A 26,305-nucleotide genomic window follows, 5' to 3' on the forward strand; every position below is an offset into this window, starting at 1 on the left:
CCTGTAGTGCCTTGAAACAAAGCACACCTTTCCTCTACCGTTCCAAGCCACTCAATTTGCCCCGGGACCACCACCTTTCATGTTGCCGGCCCGCTTGCGCACGTTTTTTCTACCGGCCTGCCTTGCCTCGTTGGCGGTGCTGGTCGCGTCCTTTTACCTGGAGATCACCCTCGGTCTGGTGCCTTGCCCGCTGTGCTTCAGCCAGCGGTTCCTGCTGGGCGTGTATGCCATGATCTGCCTGTGTGCGGCCGTGCATGCGTCGGGCGTTGCCGCTATGCGCCAGTACGCGCGCGCTGCCCTGGGCTGTTCCGCGGGCGGGGCCCTGCTGGCGGCCAGGCATGTCTGGATACAAGGGGAGATCGCTACGAGCCAGGAGTGCCCGGTGCCTTTCTGGCATGTACTGGAGCGCTCCTGGGGTGAAGCGGCCCGTCAACTCTTGCTTGGCGGCCCCGATTGCAGCTCGCTGACCTGGAGCTTTCTGGACCTGACCTTGCCCGAATGGAGCCTGTTGTCCTTCTTGCTGCTGGCAGTGCTGCCCTTGACTCGCCTGATGGCGTATCGTTTCCGCACGCTGGCCAACGCTTGATTGGGTGCGGCTGCGCTAGCCGGCACGACCAGTGGTGCTGCCCCAGGGTATTAAACACTTGTATGAACTTTGTCTGCTGCGTACCTTGAAGGGCAGCACGCACGGGAATAATCTCCCTGCACGCCTATCAAAAACACAACTGCTCGATGCCGTCCTGCTGATGTCACCTTTGTGCCGCACGATCGGGGTGCGAGGTGCAGCGGCATCTACCCAGAAGGGATGAGATCGCCATGCTCGATAGTTGTCAGAACGCCCAGGAACGCTGGGGTGGGGTTCACAAGCTGATCGACCGCTGGCTCAAGGAGCGAGAGGAGCTGGTTCAGGCTTTTCGTGCCTTGCGCGATGCCAAGCCGGCATTTGCGGACAAGGAAAAAAACCGAGATTTCTGCGCGGTGCTGGTCGATTATGTGTCGGCTTGGCATTTTGAAGTCAGCGAGCAATTGGTCAGTGAAGCCAAAGCTTTCGGTGACACGCGTGGCCTGGAGCTGGCCAAGCAAATCACTCCGCGCATCGATGCCATCACCGAAATCGCATCGGCCTTCAATGACCATTGCGAAAAGGGCGATTGCAAGGACCCGGACCGTTTCGCCAAGAAGCTCGGCGAGCTTGGTAGTCTGCTGCATGAACGCTTCGAGCTCGAAGACTGCCTGATCGAAGTGCTGCATACCGCGCACAAGGAAGAGGGCGCGGTCGAGGCTTGAGGGTCGGCGTCAGTCGCCGACCGCCAGCAGTTCTATCTCGAACACCAGTGGCGTATAGGGCGCGATCAGGTCACCCGCGCCCTCGGCACCGTAGGCTTGTGCCGATGGGATCACCAGGCGCCATTTCGCCCCCGTTTTCATATGTGGCAACGCCACTTGCCAGCCTTCGATGACCGAGTCCAGGCTGAACCACTGTGGCTGTTGGTTCTGATCGAATACCGTGCCGTCAGGCAACTTGCCTACATAGCGTACCTGCACCTTGCTCTTGGGGTTGGGCTGCGCGCCATTACCACTTTTCAGTTCACTGTAGAGCACGCCCTCAGGCAGCTCATGCACGCCGGCTCGTGCGCGCTCGTTGGCCATGAAGCGCGCCTCGATGCCTTGCAGTTTTTCCACTTCGGCTTGCACGGCGGTATTGTTCGCCTGTTCTTCATGCTGCTGAAGAATGGCTTGCATGCGCGCCTTGTCGAGTTTCAGCGGCTGGTTCTGGTAGGACTGGCGAAGTCCTTCAACCAAAGCCTCCAGTTGCAATCCAGGCACTTCCTCGCGCAGCCGCTCCCCCAGGCTGGCGCCCAGGCTGTAGGCCACGTCGTGATCACTGGGGGGCACCGTTTCAGGGGCGGCGAGTGCGATGGGAGCCGCCAGGCACAGGCCGATAAAAAGATAACGAGGCATGGTCAACTCCGAGCTCAAGAGCCGAGAAGTATGCCAGCCTTGTTGCATCGATTTGCGTAAATCTCGGCAACCATTTGTTGAGCAACTACACTTTCACGCAGCTGCAAGACAACAACTTTGCCCAGGCATGCAACGCGGCGCCAACGATACTGTCCACATGCCCTAGCGGCGGTAGCAGCACAAGCATAGTATTAGCCGCAATCTCGTCAGCCAGGAGGTAAACCATGTCGGCCAAGAAGAAGCCAGTAAGTACGCCGTTACACCTGCTCCAGCAACTTTCGGGCAGCTTGCTCGAACACTTGGAAGATGCTTGCTCGCAAGCGCTGGCCGATGCGGAAAAACTGCTGGCGAAGTTGGAGAAGCAGCGTGGCAAGGCTCAGGAAAAACTGCACAACGGTCGCCTGAAATTACAGGACGCGGCCAAGGCAGGTAAAACCAAGGCGCAAGGCAAAGCCCAGAAAGGCATTGGTGAACTCGAGTCGTTGCTCGACTCGCTCAAAGAGCGCCAGACGCAAACCCGTACTTATATCCAGCAACTCAAACGCGATGCCCAGGAAAGCCTGAAGCTGGCCCAGGGTGTCGGCAAGGTGCGTGAGGCTGCTGGCAAGGCCCTGGACCAACGGGCAGTTGCAGCCAAGTCGGCTAAACCAGCCGCTGCCAAAGCGCCTGCCAAAGCTGCGGCCAAACCTGCAGCAAGGTCTTCCACCAGCGCTGCGGCCAAAGCGCCTGCCAAGGCCGCTGCTGCCAAGGCGCCGTCGCGCGCTGCTGCCGCCAAGCCTGCTGCCGTAAAAACCCCGGCCAAGGCTGCGGCTAAACCTGCAGCTAAAGCTGCAGCCAAGCCAGTCACTGCCAAAGCGGCTGCAGCCAAGGCGCCATCGCGCACTGCTGCGGCCAAGCCTGCTGCCACCAAGGCCCCCGCCAAAGCCGCTGCTGACAAGCCTGCCGCCAAACCCGCCACGTCCAGAGGCACTGCAGCCAAACCGGCCGCGGCCAAGGCGCCGGCTAAAACCACTGCAGCCAAGCCTGCTGCGAAAACTGCTGCCGCCAAGCCCGCAGCCAAGCCTGCCGCGAAGGCCCCGGCCAAGGCTGCAGTCAAGCCAGCTGCCAAGGCGCCCGCCAAGCCCGCAGCCAAACCTGCGGCCAAGCCCGCCGCTGCAAAGCCGGCCACCAGCAAACCAGCTGAAGCCAAGCCAGCGGCGCCTGTGGTGACCAACTCGACAGGCACTGCCGCCCCGGCGACGTCCTCCGCCGCACCGGCAAGCACCTCGCCTCAGGCGCCGTCTTCGGCCTCCTGAAGCCCGGTGGCCGCGACACGCAGCTGAGTCAGCGAGTCGTGGCCATGGACCTGGTCGGGCGCCAGCCTGGCCAGCCAATCGTCCGCGGGTTCAGGCGAGCCCGTGGGCCATTGCCTTGCACGTGCCTCCAGGCGTTGCAGCAAGCGCTTCTCTGCCTGTAATTCCAAGCCCTTTACGTGCTCACGTAATGCCTGCAGGTGCGGGTCATGCTGCGCGGCCGCCCGCCATTGCTGGCGCAAATGGCGTAGCGGCGTCACCACTTCAGTTTGCCAAGGCTCGGCAATTGCGCGTAAAGCGTCGATTCGCCCGGCTTCTACGGCGACACCTCGGGTTTGCAGCCAGCTCGCGCACAACAGAAGGCACACATCGCCCCCCTCGGCCTGCACGCTCAGGCAAGCCGCTTCGACGCCCGGCCGGCCATACAGGGCCAGGGCGTAATTCCACAGGTCGGTGTACATGATTCCACTTACGCTCCGGGTCGAGGAAGCTGGTAGACTCCGCGACCATCATGATCAGACTATCCAACCTCACTTTACAGCGTGGTCCGCAGCGCTTGCTAGAAGGCGCCGAGATGACCCTGCACGCCGGTCACAAGGCCGGCCTGATCGGCGCCAACGGCGCCGGAAAATCCAGCCTGTTCGCCTTGCTGCGCGGTGAGCTGTCGCCTGATGCCGGCGACTGCCAACTGCCGGGTGACTGGCGCATCGCCCACATGCGTCAGGAGGTCGATACCCTCGATCGGCTGGCCGTGGACTATGTGCTCGACGGCGACGCGCGCCTGCGCAAGGTCCAGGCCGAGCTCGCTGTAGCCGAAACCGCCCACGACGGCACTGCCCTGGCACGCCTGCACAGTGAGCTGGAAAGCGCCGACGGCTATACCGCCGATGCCCGTGCGCGCAAATTGCTGGCCGGTCTTGGTTTTACCAACGAGCAGATGGACCGCCGCGTCGGCGACTTCTCCGGTGGCTGGCGGATGCGCCTGAACCTGGCCCAGGCCCTGATGTGCCCATCCGACCTGCTGCTGCTCGACGAACCGACCAACCACCTGGACCTCGATGCGATCCTGTGGCTCGAAGACTGGCTCAAGGGCTACCCGGGCACGCTGTTGCTGATTTCCCACGACCGCGACTTCCTCGACGCCGTGGTCGACCATGTGTTGCATGTCGAGCAGCGCAAGCTGAACCTGTACAAGGGTGGCTATACCGCCTTCGAGCGCACCCGTGCCGAGCGCCTGGCGCAGCAGCAGCAAGCCTACGAGAAGCAACAGGCCCAGCGTGCGCACATGGAAAAGTACATTGCCCGCTTCAAGGCCCAAGCCACCAAGGCCCGTCAGGCGCAGAGCCGGATCAAGGCCCTGGAGCGCATGGAGGAGCTGTCGGCGGCGCACGTGGATTCGCCGTTCGACTTCGTTTTCCGTGAATCGCACAAGATTTCCAGCCCGCTGCTGAGCCTTTCCGAAGGCCGTCTGGGCTACGGCGACAAGGCGGTCCTCGACAAGGTCAAGCTGCAGCTGGTGCCCGGTGCGCGCATCGGCCTGCTGGGCCCCAACGGCGCTGGCAAGTCGACCCTGATCAAGAACCTTGCCGGCGAACTGTCGCCGCTGTCGGGCCGCCTGGTGCTGGGGGAGAACCTGGCCGTCGGTTACTTCGCCCAGCATCAGTTGGACTCGCTGGACGACAAGGCCAGCCCGCTGTTGCACTTGCAGCGTATTGCGCCGGCCGAGCGCGAGCAGACCCTGCGTGATTTCCTTGGCGGTTTCGACTTCCATGGCGACCGCGTGGACGAGCCGGTGGTGAATTTCTCCGGGGGCGAAAAAGCCCGCCTGGCGCTTGCCCTGATCGCCTGGGAGCGGCCTAACCTGCTGCTGCTCGACGAGCCGACCAACCACCTGGACCTGGAAATGCGCCTGGCACTGACCATGGCGTTGCAGGAGTTCGCGGGTGCTGTGGTAGTCGTTTCCCACGACCGTCACTTGCTCAAGAGCACCACCGACGATTTCCTGCTGGTGGCCGATGGCAAGGTCGATACCTTCGATGGCGACCTGGACGACTACAGCCGCTGGCTGGTCGAGTACCGGCAGCGCAGCGCGCCGGCGAGCAACGCGCCGGTCAACCCGGACAAGACCGACAAGAAGGCCCAGCGCCAGGCCGCCGCTGCCTTGCGCCAGCAGCTGGCACCGCACAAGAAGGCTGCCGACAAGCTGGAGGCCGAACTGAACCAGGTGCATGCGCAGCTGGCCGAGGTCGAAACCGCCTTGGGCGACAGCGGCCTCTATGAGGGGGCGCGCAAGGACGAGCTGCGCGACCTGCTGGCCCGCCAGAGCAAGCTGAAGCAGCGTGAAGGCGAACTCGAGGAAGACTGGATGCAGGCCCTGGAAACGCTGGAAAGCATGCAGGCCGAGCTTGAGGCGCTGTCCTGACAGCGAGGTAGAGCTAGACCCACGCAGGGTGTGCGGCTGTCAGGCTGAGCGTTTGCAACGAGCGCATGATCGAGCGCCGCCCGCGCGGGCGGCGCTCGATGCACAACACATCCGACAAACCACGCTTTCCCTTCGCGCCCTGCAAAATTTGCTGGTTATTTTTTCGCCAACATCTTAGCTTAACGTTTTGCAACATATGTTCGAACGAGGTGTGTGATGTCGATGGAAGTGTGGTTGGGCTTCTTTGCCGCTTGTTGGGTGATCAGCCTTTCGCCCGGGGCCGGGGCGATCGCCTCGATGTCCAGCGGCCTGCAATATGGTTTCTGGCGCGGTTACTGGAACGCCCTGGGCCTGCAGATTGGCCTGGTCGTGCAGATCGCCATCATCGCAGCGGGTGTCGGCGCCATTCTTGCGGCCTCCGCCACGGCCTTCACCCTCATCAAGTGGTTTGGCGTCGCTTACCTGGTCTACCTGGCCTACAAGCAATGGCGCGCCTTGCCGATGGACATGACTGATGAATCCACCGTGCGTCCGATCGGCAAGCCTTTGAGCCTGGTGTTCCGTGGTTTCCTGGTCAACGTCAGCAACCCCAAGGCCCTGGTGTTCATGCTTGCTGTGCTGCCACAGTTCATCAACCCGCATGCACCGCTGTTGCCGCAATACGTGGCGATCACGGTGACCATGGTCACCGTCGATATGCTGGTGATGGCGGGTTATACCGGGTTGGCTTCACGGGTGCTGCGCCTGTTGCGCACCCCCAAGCAACAGAAACGCCTGAACCGGACGTTCGCCGGCCTGTTCATCGGGGCTGCCACGTTCCTCGCGACCCTGCGCCGCGCGCCTGTCTGACCGTTTTGCGGGGGGCCTCGTGCAGGCCCCTCATTTCTCCCGGTCCATCATCCCCTTGAGCAAGTCCAAGGGCATTGGGAAGACGATGGTCGAGCTCTTGTCTCCGGCAATCGACCCCAGCGTCTGCATGTAGCGCAACTGCATGGCTCCTGGCTCCTTGCTGAGCATCTGCGCGGCCTGCATCAGTTTTTCCGACGCTTGCAGTTCCCCTTCGGCGTGGATGACCTTGGCCCGCCGCTCACGTTCGGCCTCGGCCTGACGGGCAATGGCGCGCACCATCGATTCGTTGAGGTCGACGTGCTTGATCTCGACGTTGGCCACCTTGATGCCCCAGGCGTCGGTTTGCGCGTCCAGCACCTGGCGGATATCCAGGTTCAACTGTTCCCGCTCGGCCAGCAGCTCGTCGAGCTCGTGCTTACCCAATACCGCTCGAAGGGTTGTCTGTGCCAGCTGGCTTGTGGCGACCAGGAAGTCTTCGACCTGGATGATCGCCTTCTGAGGGTCGAGCACACGGAAGTACAGCACCGCATTGACCTTCACTGACACGTTGTCGCGGGTGATCACATCCTGCGGCGGCACATCCAGCACCACGGTACGCAGGTCCACCCGCACCATCTGCTGGATCACGGGGATGAGCAGAATCAGCCCCGGCCCCTTCACCTGCCAGAAACGCCCCAATTGAAACACCACCCCACGCTCGTATTCGCGCAAGATGCGAAATGCCGACAGCAACAGCACGCCCAGCAGCATCAGCAGGGCCCCGAAACCCAATTGCATGAACATCGTCATTCTCCTTGCGCTGTAGGAGCAGCAGCGCTCACTTCGAGCATCACGCCATGACGCGCGGTGACCCGCACCTGCTGGCCGAGCTGCAAGGGCGTAGTGCACTGGACCTGCCATTGTTCGCCCTGGGCCTGTACTGCGCCACAGAACGGGTTGTCTGCCACCACCTGAGTGACGCTCACCAAGCTGCCCACCAAGCCGGCGTCACCGCTGACCAAGGCCCGCTTGCGAGCTTTGAGGGCCATGCCCAGCACACCCCCTATCAGCAATGCCGAGAGCACCGCCAGGCTCGCGATCAACGCCAGCGGAATGCCGAACCCGGGGGCGTCGGTGTCTATCAGGATGACCGCGCCCACCACGAACGCCACGATGCCGCCAAAACCGACCACACCGAAACTGGGCAGGAACGCCTCGGCGATCATGAAGGCGATACCGAGCATCACCAGCGCGACACCGGCAAAGCTCACCGGTAGCAACTGCAGGGCATACAGCGCCAGCAACAGGCAGATGCCACCGACCACGCCGCCCACGCCGGAGCCTGGGTTGATGAACTCGAACAGCAGGCCATACACGCCGATCATGATCAGAATCAGTGCCACGCCAGGGTTGGTGATCACGGCCAGCAGGCGTGTGCGCCAGTCCGGCAGATGCTCGACCAGGTTGGCGTCACGGGTGTGCAACGGGTGCGGCTGGTCAGCGGCGATGAGGGTCTTGCCGTGGAGCTGGCGCAGCAGGTCAAGCAGGTCGTTGGCCACGTAGTCGACCACGTTCTGTTTGAGCGCTTCGCTGGCCGACAGGCTGACTGCTTCGCGTACAGCCTGTTCTGCCCAGTCGGCGTTGCGCCCGCGCAGCTGCGCCAGGCCGCGGATATAGGCGGCGGCATCGTTCACCTGCTTGCGCGCAAGGGCTTGTTCATTGCTGTCGGGTTTGGCCTTGTCATCCTTTGGTGCACCCGGTGGGCCGCCAATCTGCACGGGTGTGGCGGCGCCGAGGTTGGTCCCGGGCGCCATGGCCGCTACGTGGCTGGCATAAAGGATGTAGGTGCCAGCGCTGGCAGCACGGGCACCGCTTGGTGCAACGAAGGTCGCAACCGGCACGGGACTGGCGAGGATGACCTTGATGATCTGACGCATGGCGCTGTCCAGGCCGCCGGGGGTATCCATGCGGATCACCACCAGTTGCGCGCCCTGTTCCCTGGCCTGGTCCAGGCCGCGCAGCACATAGTCGGCAGTGGCCGGCCCAATGGCATCATCGATGCTCAGCACCCAGATTGCTCCGGGCGCGGCCTGGCTGCCTGGGGCGAGGCCAAGCATCAGCACCAATAGCCACCCGCGCCAGCAGCGAGCGATCACCTGTCGTCACCTTGTTCGCTTACGTTCTCCAAGTTTAGCCCTGCCCACCCCGGCAGGGCCTAAAATTGGAGATGGGGGCGAAACCGGAGGTGCATCATGCGAATGGCCAAGACCCTGCAGCAGCGCCTGGACCAGGCTAACTGCGACTACGACATCATTCCCCATCCCCACTCGGCGACCAGCCTGGAATCGGCGCGTACGGCTGGCGTGCCGGCCGAGCGGGTCGCCAAGTCGGTCATGCTCGACGATCGCCATGGCAACTACATCATGGCGGTGCTGCCTGCCAACCGGCACCTGGACATGAGCAAGGTGCGCATGTCTGGCGCCTGGCAACTGACCCGCGAAAGCGGTCTGCCGAGCCTGTTCGGTGACTGCGAGCGTGGCGCCATCCCGGCAATGGGTGACGCTTATCAGATAAAGATGCTGCTCGATTCGAGTCTTACCCGCCAAGGCGATGTCTACCTGGAGGCGGGTGACCACGATCACCTGATCCACATGAGCATGGAGCAGTACCTGAAACTTGTGCCGCAAGCGGAAGTACGCGAGCTGTGCTGATGTTCTCAAACCAATGCCGGGCTGGCGTCGTGGACGGCCCGCCCGGTACCCAGGAGGAAACATGGAAGCGCCTACCCATCACTTTTCCGAGCTGTTCAAGCAGTTGGGCTTGCCCGATGATCCTCAGAGCATCGATCAGTTCATCTCCAGCCATTCGCCGCTGAAAAACGAGATCAAGCTGGTGGACGCGCCGTTCTGGACCGACTCCCAGCGCGCTTTTCTCAAAGAAAGCATCATTGACGATTCCGATTGGGCAGTGCCCTTCGATCAACTCAACGAAGCGTTGCGCCGCCCCCGAAAATAAAGCGCCGAGCGGCACCTGACGAGTGATCGGCCGTTGCTATGCTCAGGAAAACAATAAGGGGATATGCGCGATGAAAGATCCCTACGCACCAGGTTTCTGGTGCACCGTGACCATCCTGGGCACCCTGACGGCCGGCTACTTCTACGGTATCCGCCACACACACCACATGAACCAGGCTGTGCAGTTTCTGTACGCTGCTGCGGCAGTGGCTGCAGCGGTCGCGCTGCTGGGCCTGACGTGGATCGCATGGCAGCAACTGCACCTGAACAAGCGCGAGGTGATCCAAGGGCGAACATTGCTCACCATCTGGAACACCAAGGTGGCGCTACGCCGGGTAGAAACGGTATTCGACCGGTATTTCTGGGGCAGCTATTGGCATTCGGGGCGCACCTTCGAGGAAGTGATGGGCGAGCTCAGAGGTACACCCCTGGAACAAAGCCTGGATGCGCTCAAGCGCCAGTGCCGAGCGCTGGACCGCGAGGTCCACGACCATCACCATCACTGGTTGGCCAACGCCCGGGATCTGTCCAGCGTCGCCACAGCCATGGCACGCGAACGTTATCAACTCGACCTGCTCGAGCCCTCGAGCAGTGGCCATGGCAATACCGCAGTGCTCAATCGTGACCTTGAAGTGCTGGTCTACACATGGTCGGCGCGCCTGCGCAGCTTCGACCATCAGTTGGACGAACTGGAGCGCGCCTACCACTGAAGTGGGTCATTCACCGCGGATGTACTGCTCCAGTTGCACGATCAGGCTGGCCTGTTCGGCGATGGTTTCCTTGACCAGGTCGCCGATCGACAGCAGCCCGAGCAACTCGCCATTGCTGACCACCGGCAGGTGGCGCAGGTGGCGGTTGGTCATGAGGTTCATGCAGTACTCCAGATTCTGCTTGGGCTCCACCGTGACCACGGGTGCACTCATGATTTCCCGCACCGGCGTAGCCGCCGAAGACCGGCCCTTGAGCACCAGCTTACGGGCATAGTCACGCTCGCTGACGATTCCGATCACCTGGTTGTTCTCCACGACCGGCAGCGCACCGACATTTTTCTCCGCCAGCATTTTCAGGGCTTCGAGCACCGAGTCGTCAGGGCCGATGGTATAGACGGCCTGGTGCTGGGACTTGGTCTTGAGGATTTGTTCGACGTTCTTCATACAGGCCTCTGCGGATAGAAAAAACGGGCTCTTGGAGTAACTAAAGCATCCGGCACGCGGGGCTGCACGGCAATGCAGGAAGCGGCATCGAGTCGATTGAAAAACGTCATGGCTGAAGTCGTTACGGGGTGAAGTAATAGACAGGCTTGAGGGCGCAGGGGGGATGCCAAATCGGATGGGGTAATATGCCCGATAATCTGTGACAATACATGTCAAGTTGCCATCATTCAGTCCTCTTTCGGCAAGGAGCCGCAATGCACCGTGCGTTTCGCCTCACAGCGCTAAGCTGTGCCTTCATTACCGCTGCCGGGTGCAGCACTCAGCAGATGGACACCCTTTCCAAGAAAGTCAAAGACATCGGCAGGGACTACGGCATGCCGGTGCTCTGTGGCGTCGGTGTGGTGGCCGGGGGAGCTGCCGGTTACGCCCTCAAAGGCAAGGACGGCATCTTGCCGGGTGCTGCCGTCGGTGGCGCGGTGGGTTGCGTCGTGGGTTATGCCTGGCAGTCCCGCCTGCAGGAGCTGGACCGCATCGCCAAAGAAGAAAACCTGAAGATCACCACAGAGAAGCTGACAGTGGCCTCGGCCGCGGTGGTAACCGCTGTGCCGGAGCAGGCAGGTTTGGTGACCCAGATCGAAGACAGCGGCATGTTCGCCACCGGCTCTGACCAGTTGACCCCAAGCGGGAAGCGCGCCGTGGCCAAGCTGGCACAGATGTATGCCAAGCCTGCCGCCACCGATAAGCAGGCCGCTGCCAAGGAGTCGCTGGATCGTCGCCTGCTGATCGTCGGCCACAGTGATGCTGTGGGTAACGCCGAATTCAACCAGAAGCTGTCCGAGCGTCGCGCCAAGACGGTCGGCAAGGTCATGCTGCAGGCGGGCATACCTGCCCATGCGATCTACTACCAGGGGGCAGGAGCCTCGCGACCGATTGCCGACAACAGTGACCCGCTGTTGCGTGGCCAGAACCGTCGTGTGGAAATCGTCGAGCTGGCCAACGAACAGGCCTTGGTGATGCGGGCCCAGGCAGAGGCGGGCAACACCCGCTACCTGCACTATGGCACCTCGACCGCAGCCAGGTCCAAGGCTGCCGGCAGCGCTAAGGCCAGCAGCACGCCGACCCGGCGGGCGACCGCAATGTCCGGTACGGGCGTTGCCAAAACCCCTGGCAGCACCCCGCCCACGAAGGCCGCAGCCGCTGCCCGGCCGCAAGTCGATTTCGCCGGCACGCCGGTGGCCAGCTACAACTGGACCATGGCCCAGAGCATCAAGCCAAAACAGAGTGGCTTTACCTTGATCAGCAGCGCTTATGCCGCGCAGATGCCGATGTCGAGCTGTGAGGCCGACAGGCCGCGCACCGCCGGCGAGGTCTTGAGCATGGCCAACGACCAGCCGCTGCCAAGGCACGCGACCAAAGACTACCTGCCTGGTTATAACAACCGTGTCTGGGCCAACTTGGTCAATGGGCACCTGGTGACGGTGTCGCCGGTATCGATCCTGCGCGAGAACGCCAAGGTCGATCGCCAGCCGATCCTTCAACTGGTGGAAGATTACAAGCTGCCCACCCAGCACAAGCCACGGACGATGAAAGCCGTGGCCAACACCTATGAAGGCGAAAGCGAAGTGCTGTACCGGGTCTTCGCCAGTGATGCCAAGGCCTCGATTTCCTGCATGGATATCGTCTTCAGCAAGGGCAATGCCCAGGCCAGCCAAGGTGCCTTGTTCTATGCCGCCGGCGGTGATGCTTTCGTCGCTGCTTACACGCCGATCCCGGCCACCAAATAACCCAAGTCAAGGACGTCCTGAATGGAAGACTTTTCGCTAGCTGCACTCAAATCATTGATTCTCGCCAACCAGTTATTCACCGCCGGCCTGCTTTCGCTGCTGGTGACTGCGCTGATCGTGCATAAATACTGGGAGGAGGTTTCCTATTTCCTCATCCGTGTCTGGCACAGCTTCCCCCTGATCGGTACGGTGGCCCGGCTGTCGCGCAAGCGGTCTTCGGTCGACAGCGATGGCTGGATCAACCACGAAGTGACCTTGTCCAAGCCGTACTACGGCCAGTACAAGAAGTACATGAAAGGCGTGAACGCCTACAATGCCTCCCTGGACTACCTCGCCAAGGCCGGTGAGGCCGGGCGCTCGCCGCGCCCGGGTTGGGTGCTGGTACTGGTGCTGATGCTGGTACTGATCGAGGCCATGGGTTTTGCCTACGTCCTGGCCGGCTGGATGAACATGGATGCCTCGACCAATGACCGCCATTGGCTGACCGCGGGCACTGCGATCCTGCTCGCCGTCGCCTCGGCGTTTTTCGCCGAAGCCGCCGGCCATACGCTGCACCACAACAGCCTGATCGCCCGTGCCCGCCACTGGTGGCAAGGTGAAGAGCCTACCAAGCGCTCGCGTTCGCTGAAGGCCGGCAAGGCGATCAACCTGGAGGATTCCTTCACCGACTCGGACAAGCCGGACTACGAGCAACTGCTGGTCCGGGTAAAGGACGTCAACTCCACCGTCTCGCGCAAGTACGTCTGGCTGGTGGTCTGCGGTGTGTTCGTGGCGGCCATGGCTGTGGGTGCGTTCGTGGTGCGCTCGGCGACCCTGGACAGCATCGAGACCGAGATGGTCAACGGTATGCGCGCAGAGTCCGCGGCGCAAAGCTCCCTTGCCGGTTCCCCGTTTGACCTGCCAGCAGAATCCCAAGCCATCAATGATGAGGCCGACAACGCCACCATCGATGACAAGATGCACGCGATCCGCCAGGCCAGCCTGACCACCTACATCATGCTGTCACTGATCTACATCGCCATTCAGGGCATCAGCATCTGGCTGGCCAGCCGTTACTACTTTGCCGGCACCCACTCGCCAACCGCCTGGCGCCTGACCCACGAGTACGCCACCGCCGAGGAAATGCTCGACGCGATGGACCAGAAACGCCATGCCATTGCCAGTCACGCCGACGACAAGCTGCGCCGCCTGCAGACATCGCTGTCCGGCCGCGACCATACCGACGCCGCTGTGCTGCACGCGCTGGAAGGTGAAAACACCGCACATCGCAACTTCCTCGCCTACGTCGAGTACAAGGCCGGTAAGGTTTCGCCCCAGCCAGTCAAGCCAAAGCCTAGCGTTGAGGCGGCTGCACCCGCGCCTTCGGCGCAACCTGTAGCCCCGGCTCCGGTTGCGCCGCAGCCTGCCGTGGCCGAGCCTGTCGCCGCGGCCGTTGCCCAGCCTGCCGCGCCGGTTGAAATCAAGGCTTCGGACTTCCACGACATGACTGGCCTGCCGGAAGAGAACCTGGCTGCCGCCAGCCGGGCGTTGAACGTCAGCGAGGCAACACTGCGTGACATCCGCGAGCAACAGCAGGCGCTCAAGGCGCTTGGCCTGTTCCCAGCGAAAAAGGAGGGCATGCTGTCATGAGGCTGGCCAAGGCCCTGATCCTTGCGCTGGCGTTGCCTTGTGCAGCGCTGGCCGCTGAGCGCAATGACCTGCAGAGCTGCTACACGCGCAACGGTCTGGCTGACATCAAACCTGCAGCCTCGGGGCGCGAGCTGGTGGTGATCATCGATCAGACCATCCCGATGCCTGAAGACCTGCAGCGCAGCAGCTGGGGCCATATCGACCGGTTCGTTCAGCCGGGTGATCGCGTCAGGCTCTATACGTTTTCAGCGTTCTTGCCGGGGGAATATCAGCGCCTGGTGTACGCCGGCGAGCTGGACATGCCGTTGCAGGGCGATGTTCGCGACGACGTCAACATGCGCAAGCTGAGGGCCCTGGACCTGTGCCTGGCGACCCAGAAGAAAGCGTTCCAGGCGGGCTTTGGCGGGCTGTTCGTCAAAGGGCTGCGTGATGCGCGCCAGGACATTCCCAAGAGCGAAATCATGAACACCTTGCGCCGGGTAGGTGAGGACATGAGCAAAGAGCAGGGTGTCCAGGAGCGGGTGGTGTATCTGATTTCGGACATGCTCGAGCATTCTGACTACACCAGTTTCTATGCGGCCAACCAGATCAAGCAGCTCAATGTCAGCAATGAACTCAAGCTGGCACAGAGCAAAGGGCTGTATGCGGACCTGCAGGGTGCCAGGGTGTATGTTTCCGGTGCAGGCCTGGTGACCGATGCGGTGAAGCATGCCTACCGATCGGGCAAGACAATGGATGCGCTGAACGATTTCTGGGCGCAATACCTGAATGCGTCCAATGCAACCCTGGAAGGCTTCGGCACGCCCAGCCTGAGTACTGACCTTCGCTGAACGGGGCGGGGCTGCAACCTGCCCCAACCCACCAACGAAAAAGCCCCGGGCGCAGGCCCAGGGCTTTTTGATATGGCGCACTCGGCGGGATTCGAACCCACGACCCCTGCCTTCGGAGGGCAGTACTCTATCCAGCTGAGCTACGAGTGCAACGCGCACGCATGATACCCCTCTGATTCGGTCGCGTCCATCGCCTTGATCTTCGTCCATTTTTCCTGATCCAGGCTCACTTGCGCGACGCATACCAGATTGCGCAATTTTTGCGCAATCACCTCCGCCCGATGCCAGCTCAGCCCGCCGATACCCACTTCGATGTCCAGCAAATCATCTTGCTGGCTGACCTGCACGCTGTGCGGCGTCAGAAACTGCAGGGCGAACAGGTTCAGTACCCGGCACAAGGTGTCCGGCTCGGCTTCGGCTTGCAGGCGATAGCACACGTTGCTGTGGCTACTGCTGGCGGCCCAGACATCGGTTCGGGGCAGGGCGCGTTCGAATGGGTTCATGCTGGTCTCCGCAAAGGTGGGAGAAATTCTGGCAGGTTGATGCGGGTATTTTTTCGCTATTATTTGATGAATGGGCCAGTGCGGCGAATTGATCAATTTGAAGAATGCGAGATCAGGGAATTGTTAATGCAAAGCGAACTGGATGCGTATGACCGGCGGATTCTCGAGCTTCTTCAGGAGGATGCGTCACTGTCCAGCGCGCAGATTGCCGAGCGCGTAGGGCTGTCGCAGTCACCGTGCTGGCGCCGTATTCAGCGGCTCAAGGACGAGGGGGTGATTCGTGGGCAGGTCACGCTGCTCGATCGCAAGAAGGTCGGGCTGAACACGCAGATCTTTGCCGAGGTGAAACTGAACGCCCATGGGCGCTCCAACTTCACCGAGTTCACCGAGGCGATCCGGGGCTTTCCAGAGGTGCTGGAGTGTTATGTGCTGATGGGGTCAGTAGACTTCATGTTGCGTATCGTCACGCAGGATATCGAGGCTTATGAGCGGTTCTTCTTCGAAAAGCTCTCGAATGTCCCGGGGATTCAGGAGGTGAACTCCATCGTGGCGCTTTCAGAGATCAAGTCCACCACCTGCCTGCCGCTGACCCGCTGACGCTGTCGCCTGCAAGCCGGCCCCTAAACGTCAACCGCGGCCTGCGAGGCCGTGGTGACAGGGGAGCCGGCTTACCGGCGATGATGCACAAGCGGATGTCAGGCCTTGAGCAGGTGCTTCCAGCCGCGGCTCTGATCAATCGCGCGGGCCTGCTCCACGCGGGCTTCCAGCAGCTCGTCAGGCGCTTCGGCCAATGGCAGTTCCGCCAGCTCATGCAGCTTTTTCAGGTCGCCATACAGGCGGTCCATCTGCGGCGCCTCGAGCACCTGGCGCGCATGGTGCAGCCAGGCCAGCAACTGCTCGATACGCGGCAGTTGTTCAGCCAGGTCTTCCGGGCGTTGGGTGTAAAGCGGTAGCTTCAACGCACGGCCTTCCTCGCCCAGCAGATGTGCCAGCCAGCTGGCCAGTTGCGCCTTGCCCTGGCGTTCGCCACGGCCCTTGCGCTCTGCGGTCCAGGCACGGGCCAGCAGCCAGCGTGATGTTTCCAGAGAGAATTGGCCCCAGCGAACGTCCTCGAGTTCTTCGAGGAACTGCTCTGGCGCGGCGCGACGGATGTCCTCGTCGTCATTGCCGGCCTGAACCAGCGGGCGCCAGTCTTCCAGCAGCGCGTCCAGGCTGGCGCGCAGGTCACGGGTGCTGGCACGCGGGGCGGCCTGGCCAAGGCTGGCGACCAGTGCACGCAGTTCTGCCAGGCACTGCACCCAGTCCTGCAGCAGGCGCCAGTGGCCATTGTGGCGGTATTGCTCTGCCAGGCGCTGGCTGCTGCCCAGCAGTTGCCAGGCGAGGGCAGCGAAGGCATCGTCGACCGGCATTTCGGCGTCCAGTTCGGTGCTTGGCAAACCCAGCTCGTAGCTGTCGGGCTCCAGCAGGCGGTAACCGCGCTCTGCCTTGCTGATGTCGCACGGCATCAGGGGCAGGCTGGCGGCCAGCTCAGCGGCCAGTTCCAGCAGCGCCTCGGGGGCACCTTCGCGCAGTTCCAGTTCCAGCTCGCAGATCGCTTCCTTGCGTTTGCCGGCAATCACGAAGCCTTGGTCCAGCGCTGCCTCGATCACCACCTTGCTCTTGCCGCGGCCCCAGGCGATCTCGGCGAATTCGCGGGTGAAGTCGGTGGTGAACAGCGGTTTGATGGATTTTTTGTCAAGCTCGGCCAGTTGCTCAGGCCAGCAGGTGGCGTCGAGCTTTTTCAGGTCGAGTTTGACTTTGTCCAGGTGCCACTCGTATTCGTTGCGTTCGGACAGGCCGGCGACGCTTTGGCCACGGCACTTCAAGGTCTGGATGATCACCTCGCCGTCGCGGCGCAGGCGCAGCGCGACTCGGGCAGCAGAAAGTTCGCGCTCAGGGGTGTCGAAGTACTGGTTGAGCAGCTCGCGGGTCTGCCAGCCGGACTTGTTGCGCTTTTTCAGCAGAGGGTGCTCGCGCAGTGCGGCCAGAGTGTCGCGGCTGGCGCGGAGCTTGAGTTCGGTTTCTTTGTGCATCGCAGGCTCGAAGAGGGGCGTGATTGCCGTGCAGTCTACAGCAGTGTGCCGGCAACGGTTTATTCCTTACGGCGGATGGCCCTATGATGGGCAATGCTTCCGAGGAGTTCGCGCATGCCGTTGCCAACGCTGAAAGACCAGTTTGCCGCTTTGATCGCCGCGCCCTCGGTCAGCTGCACCCAGCCGGCCCTGGACCAGTCGAACCGCCAGGTCATCGACCTGCTGGCCGGCTGGTTGGGTGACCTGGGGTTCAGCTGCGACATCCAGCAGGTCGGCCCAGGCAAGTTCAACCTGTTGGCCAGCCGTGGCAGTGGCCCGGGCGGGCTTGTGCTGGCTGGCCACAGTGACACCGTGCCGTATGACGAGCAGTTGTGGAGCAGCGACCCGCTCAAGCTGACCGAGGTCGATGGCCGCTGGGTGGGCCTGGGCAGCTGCGACATGAAAGGCTTCTTCGCCCTGATCATCGAGGCGGTGATTCCATTGCTGGACCACGACTTCAAGCAGCCGCTGCTGATCCTCGCCACCTGCGACGAAGAAAGCTCGATGTCCGGTGCCCGAGCCTTGGCTGAGGCGGGTCAGCCACTCGGCCGTGCGGCGGTCATCGGTGAGCCGACCGGCCTGCGCCCGATCCGCATGCACAAAGGTATCCTCATGGACCGCATCGACATCCTCGGGCGCAGCGGCCATTCCTCGGACCCAAGCCTTGGCCACAGCGCGCTGGAGGCCATGCACGCGGTGATGGGTGAGCTGATGGGCTTGCGCCGGCAATGGCAGGATACCTACCGCAACCCGCAATTCACCGTGCCCACGCCGACCATGAACTTTGGCTGCATCCACGGTGGCGACAACCCCAATCGGATCTGCGGGCAGTGCGCCCTGGAGTTCGACCTGCGCCCCCTGCCTGGCATGGATGTAGAGCAGCTTCGTGCGGCCATCCGTGAGAAGCTGCGGCCGGTGGCCGAGCGCCATGAGGTGCGTATCGACTACGCGCCGCTGTTCCCCGAGGTGCCGCCGTTCGAGCAGGCGGCCGATGCCGAACTGGTGCAGGTGGCCGAGCGCTTGACCGGCCATCGCGCCGAAGCGGTGGCGTTCGGTACCGAAGCGCCTTATCTTCAGCAACTGGGGTGCCAGACGATCGTGCTGGGCCCTGGCGACATTGCCTGCGCCCACCAGCCGGGCGAATACCTGGAAATGTCACGAATCGAGCCTACCGTGCGTCTATTGCGTGACCTGATCCGGCACTATTGCCTGAATTAAACGTCCACCCTGCTGATTCGTCTTTGCCTAGAGGAGACCGCGCGTGACCGCAAGCCTGTTCCGACGATGATCCTGAACGCCGTGTGATCCAACGTTCTCCGTCCACTTTATCCACAGGCCCTGTCATGCCCGATTACGTCAACTGGCTGCGTCATGCCTCCCCGTACATCAATGCCCATCGCGACTGCACCTTTGTCGTCATGCTTCCCGGCGATGGGGTAGATCACCCCAATTTCGGCAATATCGTCCATGACCTGGTGTTGCTGCACAGCCTGGGCGTGCGCCTGGTGCTGGTGCATGGTTCGCGCCCGCAGATCGAAAGCCGCCTGGCCGCCCGTGGCCTGACCCCGCACTACCACCACGGCCTGCGCATCACCGATGCCGCAACCCTGGACTGCGTGATCGACGCCGTGGGTGCCTTGCGCCTGGCCATCGAAGCGCGCCTTTCGATGGACATCGCCGCCTCGCCGATGCAGGGCTCGCGCCTGCGCGTGGCTTGCGGCAACCTGGTGACGGCCCGGCCTATCGGCGTGCTCGAAGGTGTGGACTACCACCACACCGGTGAAGTACGGCGCATCGACCGCAAAGGCATCAGCCGCCTGCTCGACGAGCGCTCGATTGTGCTGCTGTCGCCGCTGGGCTATTCGCCGACGGGTGAAATCTTCAACCTGGCTTGCGAAGACGTGGCCACCCGCGCCGCCATCGAATTGGGTGCCGACAAGCTGTTGCTGTTCGGCGCTGAGCCCGGGCTGCTGGATGAGAGCGGCAAGCTGGTGCGTGAGTTGCGCCCGCAGCAGGTCGCACCGCACCTGGCGCGGCTGGGCAGTGATTATCAGGGCGAGTTGCTCGATGCCGCCGCCGAGGCCTGCAAGGGCGGCGTGGCACGTAGCCACATCGTCAGCTATGCCGAGGACGGCGCACTGCTCACCGAGCTGTTCACCCGCGGCGGCGGCGGCACGCTGGTGTCGCAGGAGCAGTTCGAAGTGGTGCGCGAGGCGACCATCGAGGACGTGGGTGGGTTGCTGGAGCTGATCAGCCCGCTGGAGGAGCAGGGCATTCTGGTGCGACGCTCGCGTGAAGTGCTGGAACGTGAGATCGAGCAGTTCAGCGTGGTCGAGCGCGAGGGCATGATCATCGCCTGCGCGGCGTTGTATCCGATTGCCGATTCCCAAGCCGGTGAGCTGGCGTGCCTGGCGGTGAACCCGGAGTACCGCCATGGCGGGCGCGGTGACGAGCTGCTGGAGCGGATCGAGAGCCGGGCGCGGGCGTTGGGGTTGAACACCTTGTTCGTGCTTACCACCCGGACCGCGCACTGGTTCCGCGAGCGTGGCTTTGCCCCTAGCGGGGTAGAGCGGCTGCCGTCGGCACGAGCATCGCTGTACAACTACCAGCGCAATTCGAAGATTTTCGAAAAGTCTCTGTAAACCAGGCGATCGATTGCCCTGCCAACCCATGCAAAACGCCGCCCCAGAGGGCGGCGTTTTCATTTACACGGTATGCAGATACCAGTTGTACTCGAGGTCGGAGATCGAATGCTCGAACTCCTCCAGCTCGCTCTCCTTGCACGCGACGAAGATGTCGATGTACTTCGGATCGATGTACTTGTTCAGGATCTCGCTGTCGTCCAGCTCGCGCAGGGCATCGCGCAGGTTGTTCGGCAGGCTCTGCTCCAGCTGTTCGTACGAGTTGCCTTCGATCGGCTCACCTGGCTCGACCTTGTTGGTCAGGCCATGGTGCACACCAGCCAGCACGGCGGCCATCATCAGGTACGGGTTGGCGTCGGCGCCGGCCACGCGGTGCTCAAGGCGTACGGCGTCGGGCGAGCCGGTCGGTACGCGCAGGGCCACGGTGCGGTTGTCCAGGCCCCAGCTCGGCGCGTTCGGCACGTAGAACTGAGCGCCAAAACGACGATACGAGTTGACGTTCGGGCAAAGGAACGCCATCGACGCAGGCAGGGTCTCGAGCACACCGCCGACAGCGTGACGTAGCGCGGCGTTCTGCTCGGGATCCTCGCTGGTGAAGATGTTGTTGCCATCCTTGTCCAGCACGGAAATGTGTACATGCAGGCCGTTGCCTGCCTGGCCCGGGTAGGGCTTGGCCATGAATGTGGTGTCCATTTCATGGTCGTAGGCGATGTTCTTGATCAAGCGCTTGAGCAGCACGGCATAGTCACAGGCCTTGAGCGGGTCAGGGACGTGGTGCAGGTTGACTTCGAACTGTGCCGGGGCGCTTTCCTTGACGATGGCGTCGGCCGGAATGCCTTGTTCCTTGGCGCCTTCGAGGATGTCCTGCAGGCAATCGGCGTATTCGTCCAGGTCGTCGATCAGGTACACCTGGGTCGACTGCGGGCGCTTGCCCGAGATCGGCGAGCGCGGTGGCTGCGGGCGGCCGTTCACGTTCTCCTGGTCGATCAGGTAGAACTCCAGTTCGAACGCGGCGCAGATGGTCAGGCCCATGTCGTCGAACTTGCTCACTACCTGACGCAGCACTTCACGAGGGTCGGCGAAGAAAGGCTCGCCTTCAAGCTCGTGCATGGTCATCAGCAGCTGTGCGGTGGGGCGTTTCTGCCAGGGCTCGTTACTGAGCGTACCCGGGATCGGATAGCAGATGCGGTCAGCATCGCCGATGTCCAGGCCAAGCCCGGTGCTTTCGACGGTGGAACCGTTGATATCGAGGGCGAAAAGGGAGGCCGGCAGGTTGATGCCTTTCTCGTAAACCTTGTGGAGGCTGGTGCGCTCTATGCGCTTGCCACGCACCACACCATTCATATCTGCAATCAGAAGGTCAACGTAGAGAACCTCAGGATGTTCCTTAAGGAACGCGTTCGCTTCGTTAAGCTGAACGGCACGCGGGGGTACCGACATGATGCAACACCTTTGTTGTTAAAAATATCAATCAAGGGGGGCTTGCAGGACCAGTCAATCGAAAAGCCATACTGATGTCAAGCCAACCCCATGATGCCCTGAAATGGCACATCGACGGCAGATTTGCTGCATATCGGGGCGTGCCATTATCCGCTATTTCCCTGCCAATGGGCTATCTCCGACATGCCGTGTTTTATTTTTTACGGAGGTGTTGTGTAAAAAAATGAACAAGGCTAAGCTCGGTCTCAACCCAAAACACAATAATACGAGGGTCACATGGTCCGCTTGTCGCGACCTGAAAGCGCTGCCTGTGCAGTGCGCTCGGGTATCCCTGCCGTTCCGGCACGCATCGATCGCGCTGTGGCCGTACTGGCCGCAATAATTGACGCTTTGCGCTTCTGGACTACCCCTCGTAGCGCCGTTTCGCTTCCTTTCTTGTATTCCTGCCCTTCGAACTCATTACGGACACGCTTGTTTGCAGTGTATCCACAGTGGTCCTGCGTGGGGGTTTTTGCTTTAGCAACCCACTCCATCCAGAATCAATGCGCGGACCACATTACCTCCTGAGGTATCTATGAGTAACAACCTCGACCAGCTCACCGATTGGTTGAAAGAGCACAAGATCACCGAAGTCGAATGCCTGATCAGTGACCTGACCGGCATCACCCGCGGCAAGATCTCGCCGACCAACAAGTTCATCGCCGAAAAAGGCATGCGTCTGCCCGAGAGCGTGTTGCTGCAGACCGTGACCGGCGATTACGTCGATGACGACATCTATTACGAACTGCTCGACCCGGCCGACATCGACATGATCTGCCGGCCCGACGAAAACGCTGTGTTCCTCGTGCCGTGGGCCATCGAGCCTACCGCCCAGGTCATCCACGACACCTACGACAAGAAGGGCAACCCGGTCGAGCTGTCGCCGCGCAACGTCCTGAAGAAAGTCCTGCAGCTTTACGCCGACAAGGGCTGGCAACCGATCGTCGCGCCAGAGATGGAGTTCTACCTGACCAAGCGCAGCGAGGACCCAGACTTCCCGCTGCAGCCCCCGGTAGGTCGTTCCGGCCGCCCCGAAACCGGCCGCCAGTCGTTCTCCATCGAAGCTGCCAACGAATTCGACCCGCTGTTCGAGGACGTCTACGACTGGTGCGAGCTGCAGCAGCTGGACCTCGATACCCTGATTCACGAAGACGGCACGGCGCAGATGGAGATCAACTTCCGTCACGGCAACGCCCTGCACCTGGCCGACCAGATCCTGGTGTTCAAGCGCACCATGCGCGAAGCGGCGCTCAAGCACAATGTGGCCGCCACTTTCATGGCCAAGCCCATGACCGGCGAGCCGGGCAGTGCCATGCACCTGCACCAGAGCGTGGTCGATTCGGTCACTGGCAAGAACATCTTCAGCAATGAAGACGGCAGCATGAGCGAGCTGTTCCTGCACCACATCGGGGGCCTGCAGAAGTTCATCCCCGAGGCGTTGCCGCTGTTTGCCCCGAACGTCAACTCGTTCCGCCGCTTCCTGCCCGACACGTCGGCCCCGGTCAACGTCGAGTGGGGTGAGGAAAACCGCACCGTCGGCCTGCGCGTACCGGATGCCGGCCCGCAGAACCGTCGGGTCGAGAACCGCCTGCCGGGCGCCGATGCCAACCCTTACCTGGCCATCGCTGCCAGCCTGCTGTGCGGCTACATCGGCATGGTCGAAGGCATTGCCGCCAGCGCCCCGGTGCAGGGGCGCGGCTATGAGCGGCGCAACCTGCGCTTGCCGTTGACCATCGAGGACGCCTTGGAACGCATGGAAGTCAGCCGCGCGCTGACCCAGTACCTGGGCAAGAAATTCATCACCGGTTACGTCGCCACCAAACGCGCCGAGCATGAGAACTTCAAGCGTGTCATCAGCTCCTGGGAGCGTGAGTTCCTGCTGTTTGCTGTGTGATCAACCCCTGAGGCCGCCCGCCGGCGGCCTGTGGACCCTGGAGAAGCACATGAGCGTCAAAAACCCGCAAACCCGTCACTGGCAAACCCTGAGCGGCGAGCACCACCTTGCACCTTTCAGTGACTACAAGCAGCTGAAGGAAAAGGGGCCGCGCATCATTACCAAGGCGCAGGGTGTGCATTTGTGGGACAGCGAGGGGCACAAGATCCTCGACGGCATGGCCGGCTTGTGGTGCGTCGCGGTGGGGTATGGTCGTGAAGAGCTGGTCCAGGCTGCCGAAAAGCAGATGCGCGAACTGCCGTACTACAACCTGTTCTTCCAGACGGCCCACCCGCCTGCGCTGGAGCTGGCCAAGGCCATTACCGACGTAGCGCCCGAGGGCATGACCCATGTGTTCTTCACAGGCTCTGGCTCCGAAGGCAATGACACGGTGCTGCGCATGGTCCGCCACTACTGGGCGCTCAAGGGCAAGCCGCAGAAGCAGACCATCATCGGCCGTATCAACGGCTACCACGGCTCGACGGTCGCCGGTGCAAGCCTGGGCGGCATGAGCGGCATGCACGAACAGGGCGGCCTGCCGATCCCGGGCGTCGTGCATATCCCGCAACCGTACTGGTTCGGTGAAGGCGGCGACATGAGCCCGGACGAGTTCGGGGTGTGGGCGGCCGAGCAACTGGAGAAGAAGATTCTCGAAGTGGGTGAGGACAACGTCGCGGCCTTCATCGCCGAGCCTATCCAGGGCGCCGGCGGCGTGATCATCCCGCCAGACACCTACTGGCCCAAGGTCAAACAGATCCTCGCCAAGTACGACATCCTGTTCGTCGCTGACGAAGTGATCTGCGGTTTTGGCCGTACCGGCGAGTGGTTCGGCTCTGACTACTACGGCCTCAAGCCCGACCTGATGACCATCGCCAAAGGCCTTACTTCCGGTTACATCCCCATGGGCGGTGTGATCGTGCGTGACAAGGTGGCCAAGGTGCTCAGCGAAGGCGGCGACTTCAACCACGGGTTCACCTATTCCGGCCACCCGGTGGCCGCTGCGGTAGGCCTGGAAAACCTGCGCATCCTGCGCGACGAGAAGGTCGTCGAGAAGGTCCGTACGGAAGTGGCACCCTACTTGCAAAAACGTCTGCGTGAGCTGCAGGACCACCCGCTGGTGGGCGAGGTACGCGGCCTGGGCCTGCTCGGCGCGATCGAGCTGGTCAAGGACAAGGCCTCCCGCAGCCGTTACGAAGGCAAGGGCGTGGGCATGATCTGCCGCAACTTCTGCTTCGACAACGGCCTGATCATGCGCGCGGTGGGTGACACCATGATCATCGCACCACCGCTGGTGATCAGCCATGCAGAGGTGGACGAGCTGGTGGAAAAGGCACGCAAATGCCTGGACCTGACCCTCGAAGCGATCCGTTGAGCGCCTGCTAGGCTAGCGATGTGACATTAAGTCGTTACAAGGGGCTGGTTTCCTTGAAACAGCGCCTTGTAACTTGCCAGACTAGCGGCTGTTTCAGTCGTCCGGCGCTCTGCACGGTAGGTTCTGGCTGCTGAACAGATGGCTAAATAAAAATTCTGGAGCATGACGCATGAAGAAAATGGGCAAGACGTTGCTGGCCGCCGCCCTGATGGGAGCCATGGCCACCGCTGTACAGGCTGAAGACAAGGTGCTGAACGTCTACAACTGGTCGGACTACATCGCTCCGGACACCATCGCGAAGTTCGAGAAACAGACAGGCATCAAGGTCAAGTACGACGTCTTCGACAGCAACGAAACCCTGGAAGCCAAGCTGCTGGCGGGCAAGTCGGGCTATGACGTGGTCGTACCGTCCAACAACTTCCTGGCCAAGCAGATCAAGGCAGGGGTCTACGAAAAGCTCGACCGCTCCAAGCTGCCGAACTGGAAGAACCTCGACGAAGACCTGCTCAAGGCCGTGGGTGACGCCAGCGACAAAGGCAACGAGCACGCATTCCCCTACATGTGGGGCTCGATCGGCATCGGCTACAACCCGGAGAAGGTCAAGGCTGCTTTGGGCGTCGACAAGATCGATTCGTGGGACGTGGTATTCAAGCCGGAGAACATCGCCAAGCTCAAGAGCTGCGGCGTGAGCTTCCTCGACGCACCGACCGAGATGCTGCCGGCCGCGCTGCACTACCTGGGGCTGCCTAGCGACAGCACCAAGAAAGAAGACCTGAAGAAGGCCGAGGACCTGTTCCTGAAGATCCGTCCTTCGATCACCTACTTCCACTCGTCCAAATACATCGGCGACATGGCCAACGGCAACATCTGCGTGGCCGTGGGTTACTCGGGTGACCTGGAGCAATCCAAGGCGCGCGCCCATGAAGCCGGCGACAAGGTCAAGGTCGACTACATCATTCCGAAAGAAGGCGCCGGTACCTTCTACGACATGGTCGCCATGCCCAAGGATGCCGAGCACAAGGAAGCCGCCTACAAGTTCATGGACTTCCTGATGCAACCGGAAATCATGGCCGAGATCACCAACGCCGTACGCTTCCCGAACGGCAACGCTGCTGCGACCCCGTTGGTGGACAAGGACATCACCAGCGACCCGAGCATCTATCCGCCTGCCGACGTGAAAAAGCACCTGTACGCGATCGCCGCGCCAGAAGCTGCTGCCCAGCGCCTGATCACTCGCAGCTGGACCAAGATCAAGTCGGGCAAATAAGCCTGACTGCAACAGCTCTGGGCCGGGGTTTTCCGGCCCAGAGCCGGTGAATGGCAATTGATGATTGCGGCATCGTGGCTGCG

At 62.0% G+C, this 26,305-nt stretch carries 25 protein-coding genes and 1 tRNA gene; 17 read left to right on the forward strand and 9 right to left on the reverse strand.

What is annotated here, in order from left to right:
* Positions 1-79: 79 nt before the first annotated feature.
* Positions 80-586, forward strand: a complete 507-nt coding sequence (locus ABRP30_RS01010) for a disulfide bond formation protein B (protein WP_267820142.1) — start codon at positions 80-82, stop codon at positions 584-586.
* 230 nt (positions 587-816) lie between these two features.
* On the forward strand, positions 817-1,287 hold the full coding sequence (gene rsd / locus ABRP30_RS01015) for a sigma D regulator (protein WP_241804999.1): 471 nt from the start codon (positions 817-819) through the stop codon (positions 1,285-1,287).
* 9 nt (positions 1,288-1,296) lie between these two features.
* On the opposite strand, the gene ABRP30_RS01020 is transcribed toward rsd, so the two are convergent.
* Complete coding sequence (locus tag ABRP30_RS01020; protein ID WP_267820144.1) at positions 1,297-1,962, reverse strand: FKBP-type peptidyl-prolyl cis-trans isomerase; 666 nt, start codon at positions 1,960-1,962, stop codon at positions 1,297-1,299.
* A gap of 224 nt (positions 1,963-2,186) precedes the next feature.
* Between ABRP30_RS01020 and ABRP30_RS01025 the strand changes: the two genes are divergently transcribed.
* Positions 2,187-3,257, forward strand: coding sequence for an AlgP family protein (locus tag ABRP30_RS01025; RefSeq protein ID WP_267820146.1), 1,071 nt, complete (start codon positions 2,187-2,189; stop codon positions 3,255-3,257).
* Here the strand turns inward: ABRP30_RS01025 and ABRP30_RS01030 are convergent.
* Positions 3,233-3,715, reverse strand: a complete 483-nt coding sequence (locus ABRP30_RS01030) for a TIGR02444 family protein (protein WP_267820148.1) — start codon at positions 3,713-3,715, stop codon at positions 3,233-3,235. The two genes, ABRP30_RS01025 and ABRP30_RS01030, sit on opposite strands and share 25 nt — an antisense overlap.
* Before the next feature lie 50 nt (positions 3,716-3,765).
* On the opposite strand from ABRP30_RS01030, the gene ABRP30_RS01035 reads away from it, so the two are divergent.
* On the forward strand, positions 3,766-5,676 hold the full coding sequence (locus tag ABRP30_RS01035; RefSeq protein WP_267820150.1) for an ATP-binding cassette domain-containing protein: 1,911 nt from the start codon (positions 3,766-3,768) through the stop codon (positions 5,674-5,676).
* A 216-nt stretch (positions 5,677-5,892) separates the two neighbouring features.
* Positions 5,893-6,525, forward strand: a complete 633-nt coding sequence (locus ABRP30_RS01040; RefSeq protein ID WP_241805004.1) for a LysE family transporter — start codon at positions 5,893-5,895, stop codon at positions 6,523-6,525.
* Positions 6,526-6,555: 30 nt separating this feature from the next.
* Here ABRP30_RS01040 and ABRP30_RS01045 read toward each other — a convergent pair whose 3' ends face one another.
* Together ABRP30_RS01045 and ABRP30_RS01050 are read right to left on the reverse strand one after the other, a co-directional pair.
* Entirely contained in the window at positions 6,556-7,308 is a 753-nt protein-coding gene (locus ABRP30_RS01045; protein ID WP_039601721.1) for a slipin family protein, read from the reverse strand.
* A gap of 2 nt (positions 7,309-7,310) precedes the next feature.
* On the reverse strand, positions 7,311-8,660 hold the full coding sequence (locus ABRP30_RS01050) for a nodulation protein NfeD (RefSeq protein WP_267820155.1): 1,350 nt from the start codon (positions 8,658-8,660) through the stop codon (positions 7,311-7,313).
* Positions 8,661-8,756: 96 nt separating this feature from the next.
* Between ABRP30_RS01050 and ABRP30_RS01055 the strand changes: the two genes are divergently transcribed.
* From ABRP30_RS01055 to ABRP30_RS01065, 3 genes are all read left to right on the forward strand, one after another.
* Positions 8,757-9,215, forward strand: a complete 459-nt coding sequence (locus tag ABRP30_RS01055; protein WP_039601719.1) for an aminoacyl-tRNA deacylase — start codon at positions 8,757-8,759, stop codon at positions 9,213-9,215.
* Positions 9,216-9,276: 61 nt separating this feature from the next.
* Complete coding sequence (locus ABRP30_RS01060) at positions 9,277-9,519, forward strand: DUF2789 domain-containing protein (RefSeq protein WP_267820157.1); 243 nt, start codon at positions 9,277-9,279, stop codon at positions 9,517-9,519.
* A 70-nt stretch (positions 9,520-9,589) separates the two neighbouring features.
* Complete coding sequence (locus tag ABRP30_RS01065; protein ID WP_267820159.1) at positions 9,590-10,228, forward strand: NADH:ubiquinone oxidoreductase subunit N; 639 nt, start codon at positions 9,590-9,592, stop codon at positions 10,226-10,228.
* 6 nt (positions 10,229-10,234) lie between these two features.
* Here the strand turns inward: ABRP30_RS01065 and ABRP30_RS01070 are convergent, their stop codons facing one another.
* Positions 10,235-10,672 carry a CBS domain-containing protein gene (locus tag ABRP30_RS01070; protein WP_267820161.1) on the reverse strand — a complete coding sequence of 146 codons (438 nt, stop codon included), beginning with the start codon at positions 10,670-10,672 and terminating at the stop codon, positions 10,235-10,237.
* A 254-nt stretch (positions 10,673-10,926) separates the two neighbouring features.
* Here ABRP30_RS01070 and ABRP30_RS01075 point away from each other — a divergent pair, with 254 nt between their 5' ends.
* The 3 genes from ABRP30_RS01075 to ABRP30_RS01085 are packed head-to-tail and all read left to right on the forward strand — an operon-like array spanning position 10,927 to position 14,915.
* A complete protein-coding gene (locus tag ABRP30_RS01075; RefSeq protein WP_267820163.1) occupies positions 10,927-12,456 on the forward strand; it encodes an OmpA family protein in 1,530 nt (509 codons plus the stop codon).
* A 21-nt stretch (positions 12,457-12,477) separates the two neighbouring features.
* The gene (locus ABRP30_RS01080; protein WP_267820165.1) at positions 12,478-14,085 is read left to right on the forward strand and encodes a hypothetical protein; all 1,608 of its coding nucleotides are present in this window, start codon (positions 12,478-12,480) and stop codon (positions 14,083-14,085) included.
* Positions 14,082-14,915 (forward strand): hypothetical protein, encoded by an 834-nt coding sequence (locus ABRP30_RS01085; RefSeq protein ID WP_241805012.1) that lies wholly within the window; start codon positions 14,082-14,084, stop codon positions 14,913-14,915. The genes ABRP30_RS01080 and ABRP30_RS01085 overlap by 4 nt, the downstream gene beginning before the upstream one ends.
* Before the next feature lie 73 nt (positions 14,916-14,988).
* On the opposite strand, the gene ABRP30_RS01090 is transcribed toward ABRP30_RS01085, so the two are convergent.
* Both ABRP30_RS01090 and ABRP30_RS01095 read right to left on the reverse strand, forming a co-directional pair.
* Positions 14,989-15,065: transfer RNA gene (locus ABRP30_RS01090), tRNA-Arg, on the reverse strand.
* Entirely contained in the window at positions 15,056-15,418 is a 363-nt protein-coding gene (locus ABRP30_RS01095) for a hypothetical protein (RefSeq protein WP_267820168.1), read from the reverse strand. Before ABRP30_RS01095 ends, ABRP30_RS01090 begins: the two co-directional genes overlap by 10 nt.
* A 126-nt stretch (positions 15,419-15,544) precedes the next feature.
* Here ABRP30_RS01095 and ABRP30_RS01100 point away from each other — a divergent pair, with 126 nt between their 5' ends.
* Positions 15,545-16,015 (forward strand): Lrp/AsnC family transcriptional regulator, encoded by a 471-nt coding sequence (locus ABRP30_RS01100; RefSeq protein ID WP_267820170.1) that lies wholly within the window; start codon positions 15,545-15,547, stop codon positions 16,013-16,015.
* 98 nt (positions 16,016-16,113) lie between these two features.
* Here the strand turns inward: ABRP30_RS01100 and ABRP30_RS01105 are convergent, their stop codons facing one another.
* On the reverse strand, positions 16,114-17,490 hold the full coding sequence (locus ABRP30_RS01105) for an inorganic triphosphatase (RefSeq protein ID WP_267820172.1): 1,377 nt from the start codon (positions 17,488-17,490) through the stop codon (positions 16,114-16,116).
* Between the two features lie 114 nt (positions 17,491-17,604).
* On the opposite strand from ABRP30_RS01105, the gene argE reads away from it, so the two are divergent.
* Together argE and argA are read left to right on the forward strand one after the other, a co-directional pair.
* A complete protein-coding gene (argE, locus tag ABRP30_RS01110) occupies positions 17,605-18,747 on the forward strand; it encodes an acetylornithine deacetylase (protein WP_267820174.1) in 1,143 nt (380 codons plus the stop codon).
* A 125-nt stretch (positions 18,748-18,872) separates the two neighbouring features.
* The gene (gene argA, locus ABRP30_RS01115) at positions 18,873-20,171 is read left to right on the forward strand and encodes an amino-acid N-acetyltransferase (protein ID WP_267820176.1); all 1,299 of its coding nucleotides are present in this window, start codon (positions 18,873-18,875) and stop codon (positions 20,169-20,171) included.
* 63 nt (positions 20,172-20,234) lie between these two features.
* On the opposite strand, the gene ABRP30_RS01120 is transcribed toward argA, so the two are convergent.
* Positions 20,235-21,611, reverse strand: coding sequence for a glutamine synthetase family protein (locus tag ABRP30_RS01120; RefSeq protein WP_241805017.1), 1,377 nt, complete (start codon positions 21,609-21,611; stop codon positions 20,235-20,237).
* A gap of 574 nt (positions 21,612-22,185) precedes the next feature.
* Here ABRP30_RS01120 and ABRP30_RS01125 point away from each other — a divergent pair.
* The 3 genes from ABRP30_RS01125 to ABRP30_RS01135 all read left to right on the forward strand — a co-directional run bounded on the left by ABRP30_RS01125 (position 22,186) and on the right by ABRP30_RS01135 (position 26,222).
* Complete coding sequence (locus ABRP30_RS01125; RefSeq protein WP_012312227.1) at positions 22,186-23,544, forward strand: glutamine synthetase family protein; 1,359 nt, start codon at positions 22,186-22,188, stop codon at positions 23,542-23,544.
* A 49-nt stretch (positions 23,545-23,593) separates the two neighbouring features.
* On the forward strand, positions 23,594-24,955 hold the full coding sequence (locus ABRP30_RS01130) for an aspartate aminotransferase family protein (RefSeq protein WP_349975903.1): 1,362 nt from the start codon (positions 23,594-23,596) through the stop codon (positions 24,953-24,955).
* Positions 24,956-25,124: 169 nt separating this feature from the next.
* Positions 25,125-26,222 carry a polyamine ABC transporter substrate-binding protein gene (locus tag ABRP30_RS01135; protein WP_267820182.1) on the forward strand — a complete coding sequence of 366 codons (1,098 nt, stop codon included), beginning with the start codon at positions 25,125-25,127 and terminating at the stop codon, positions 26,220-26,222.
* The last annotated feature ends 83 nt before the right edge of the window (positions 26,223-26,305 follow it).

The sequence above is a fragment of the Pseudomonas sp. WHRI 8519 genome (genome assembly GCF_040224055.2).
Taxonomy (GTDB): Bacteria; Pseudomonadota; Gammaproteobacteria; order Pseudomonadales; family Pseudomonadaceae; genus Aquipseudomonas; species Aquipseudomonas putida_X.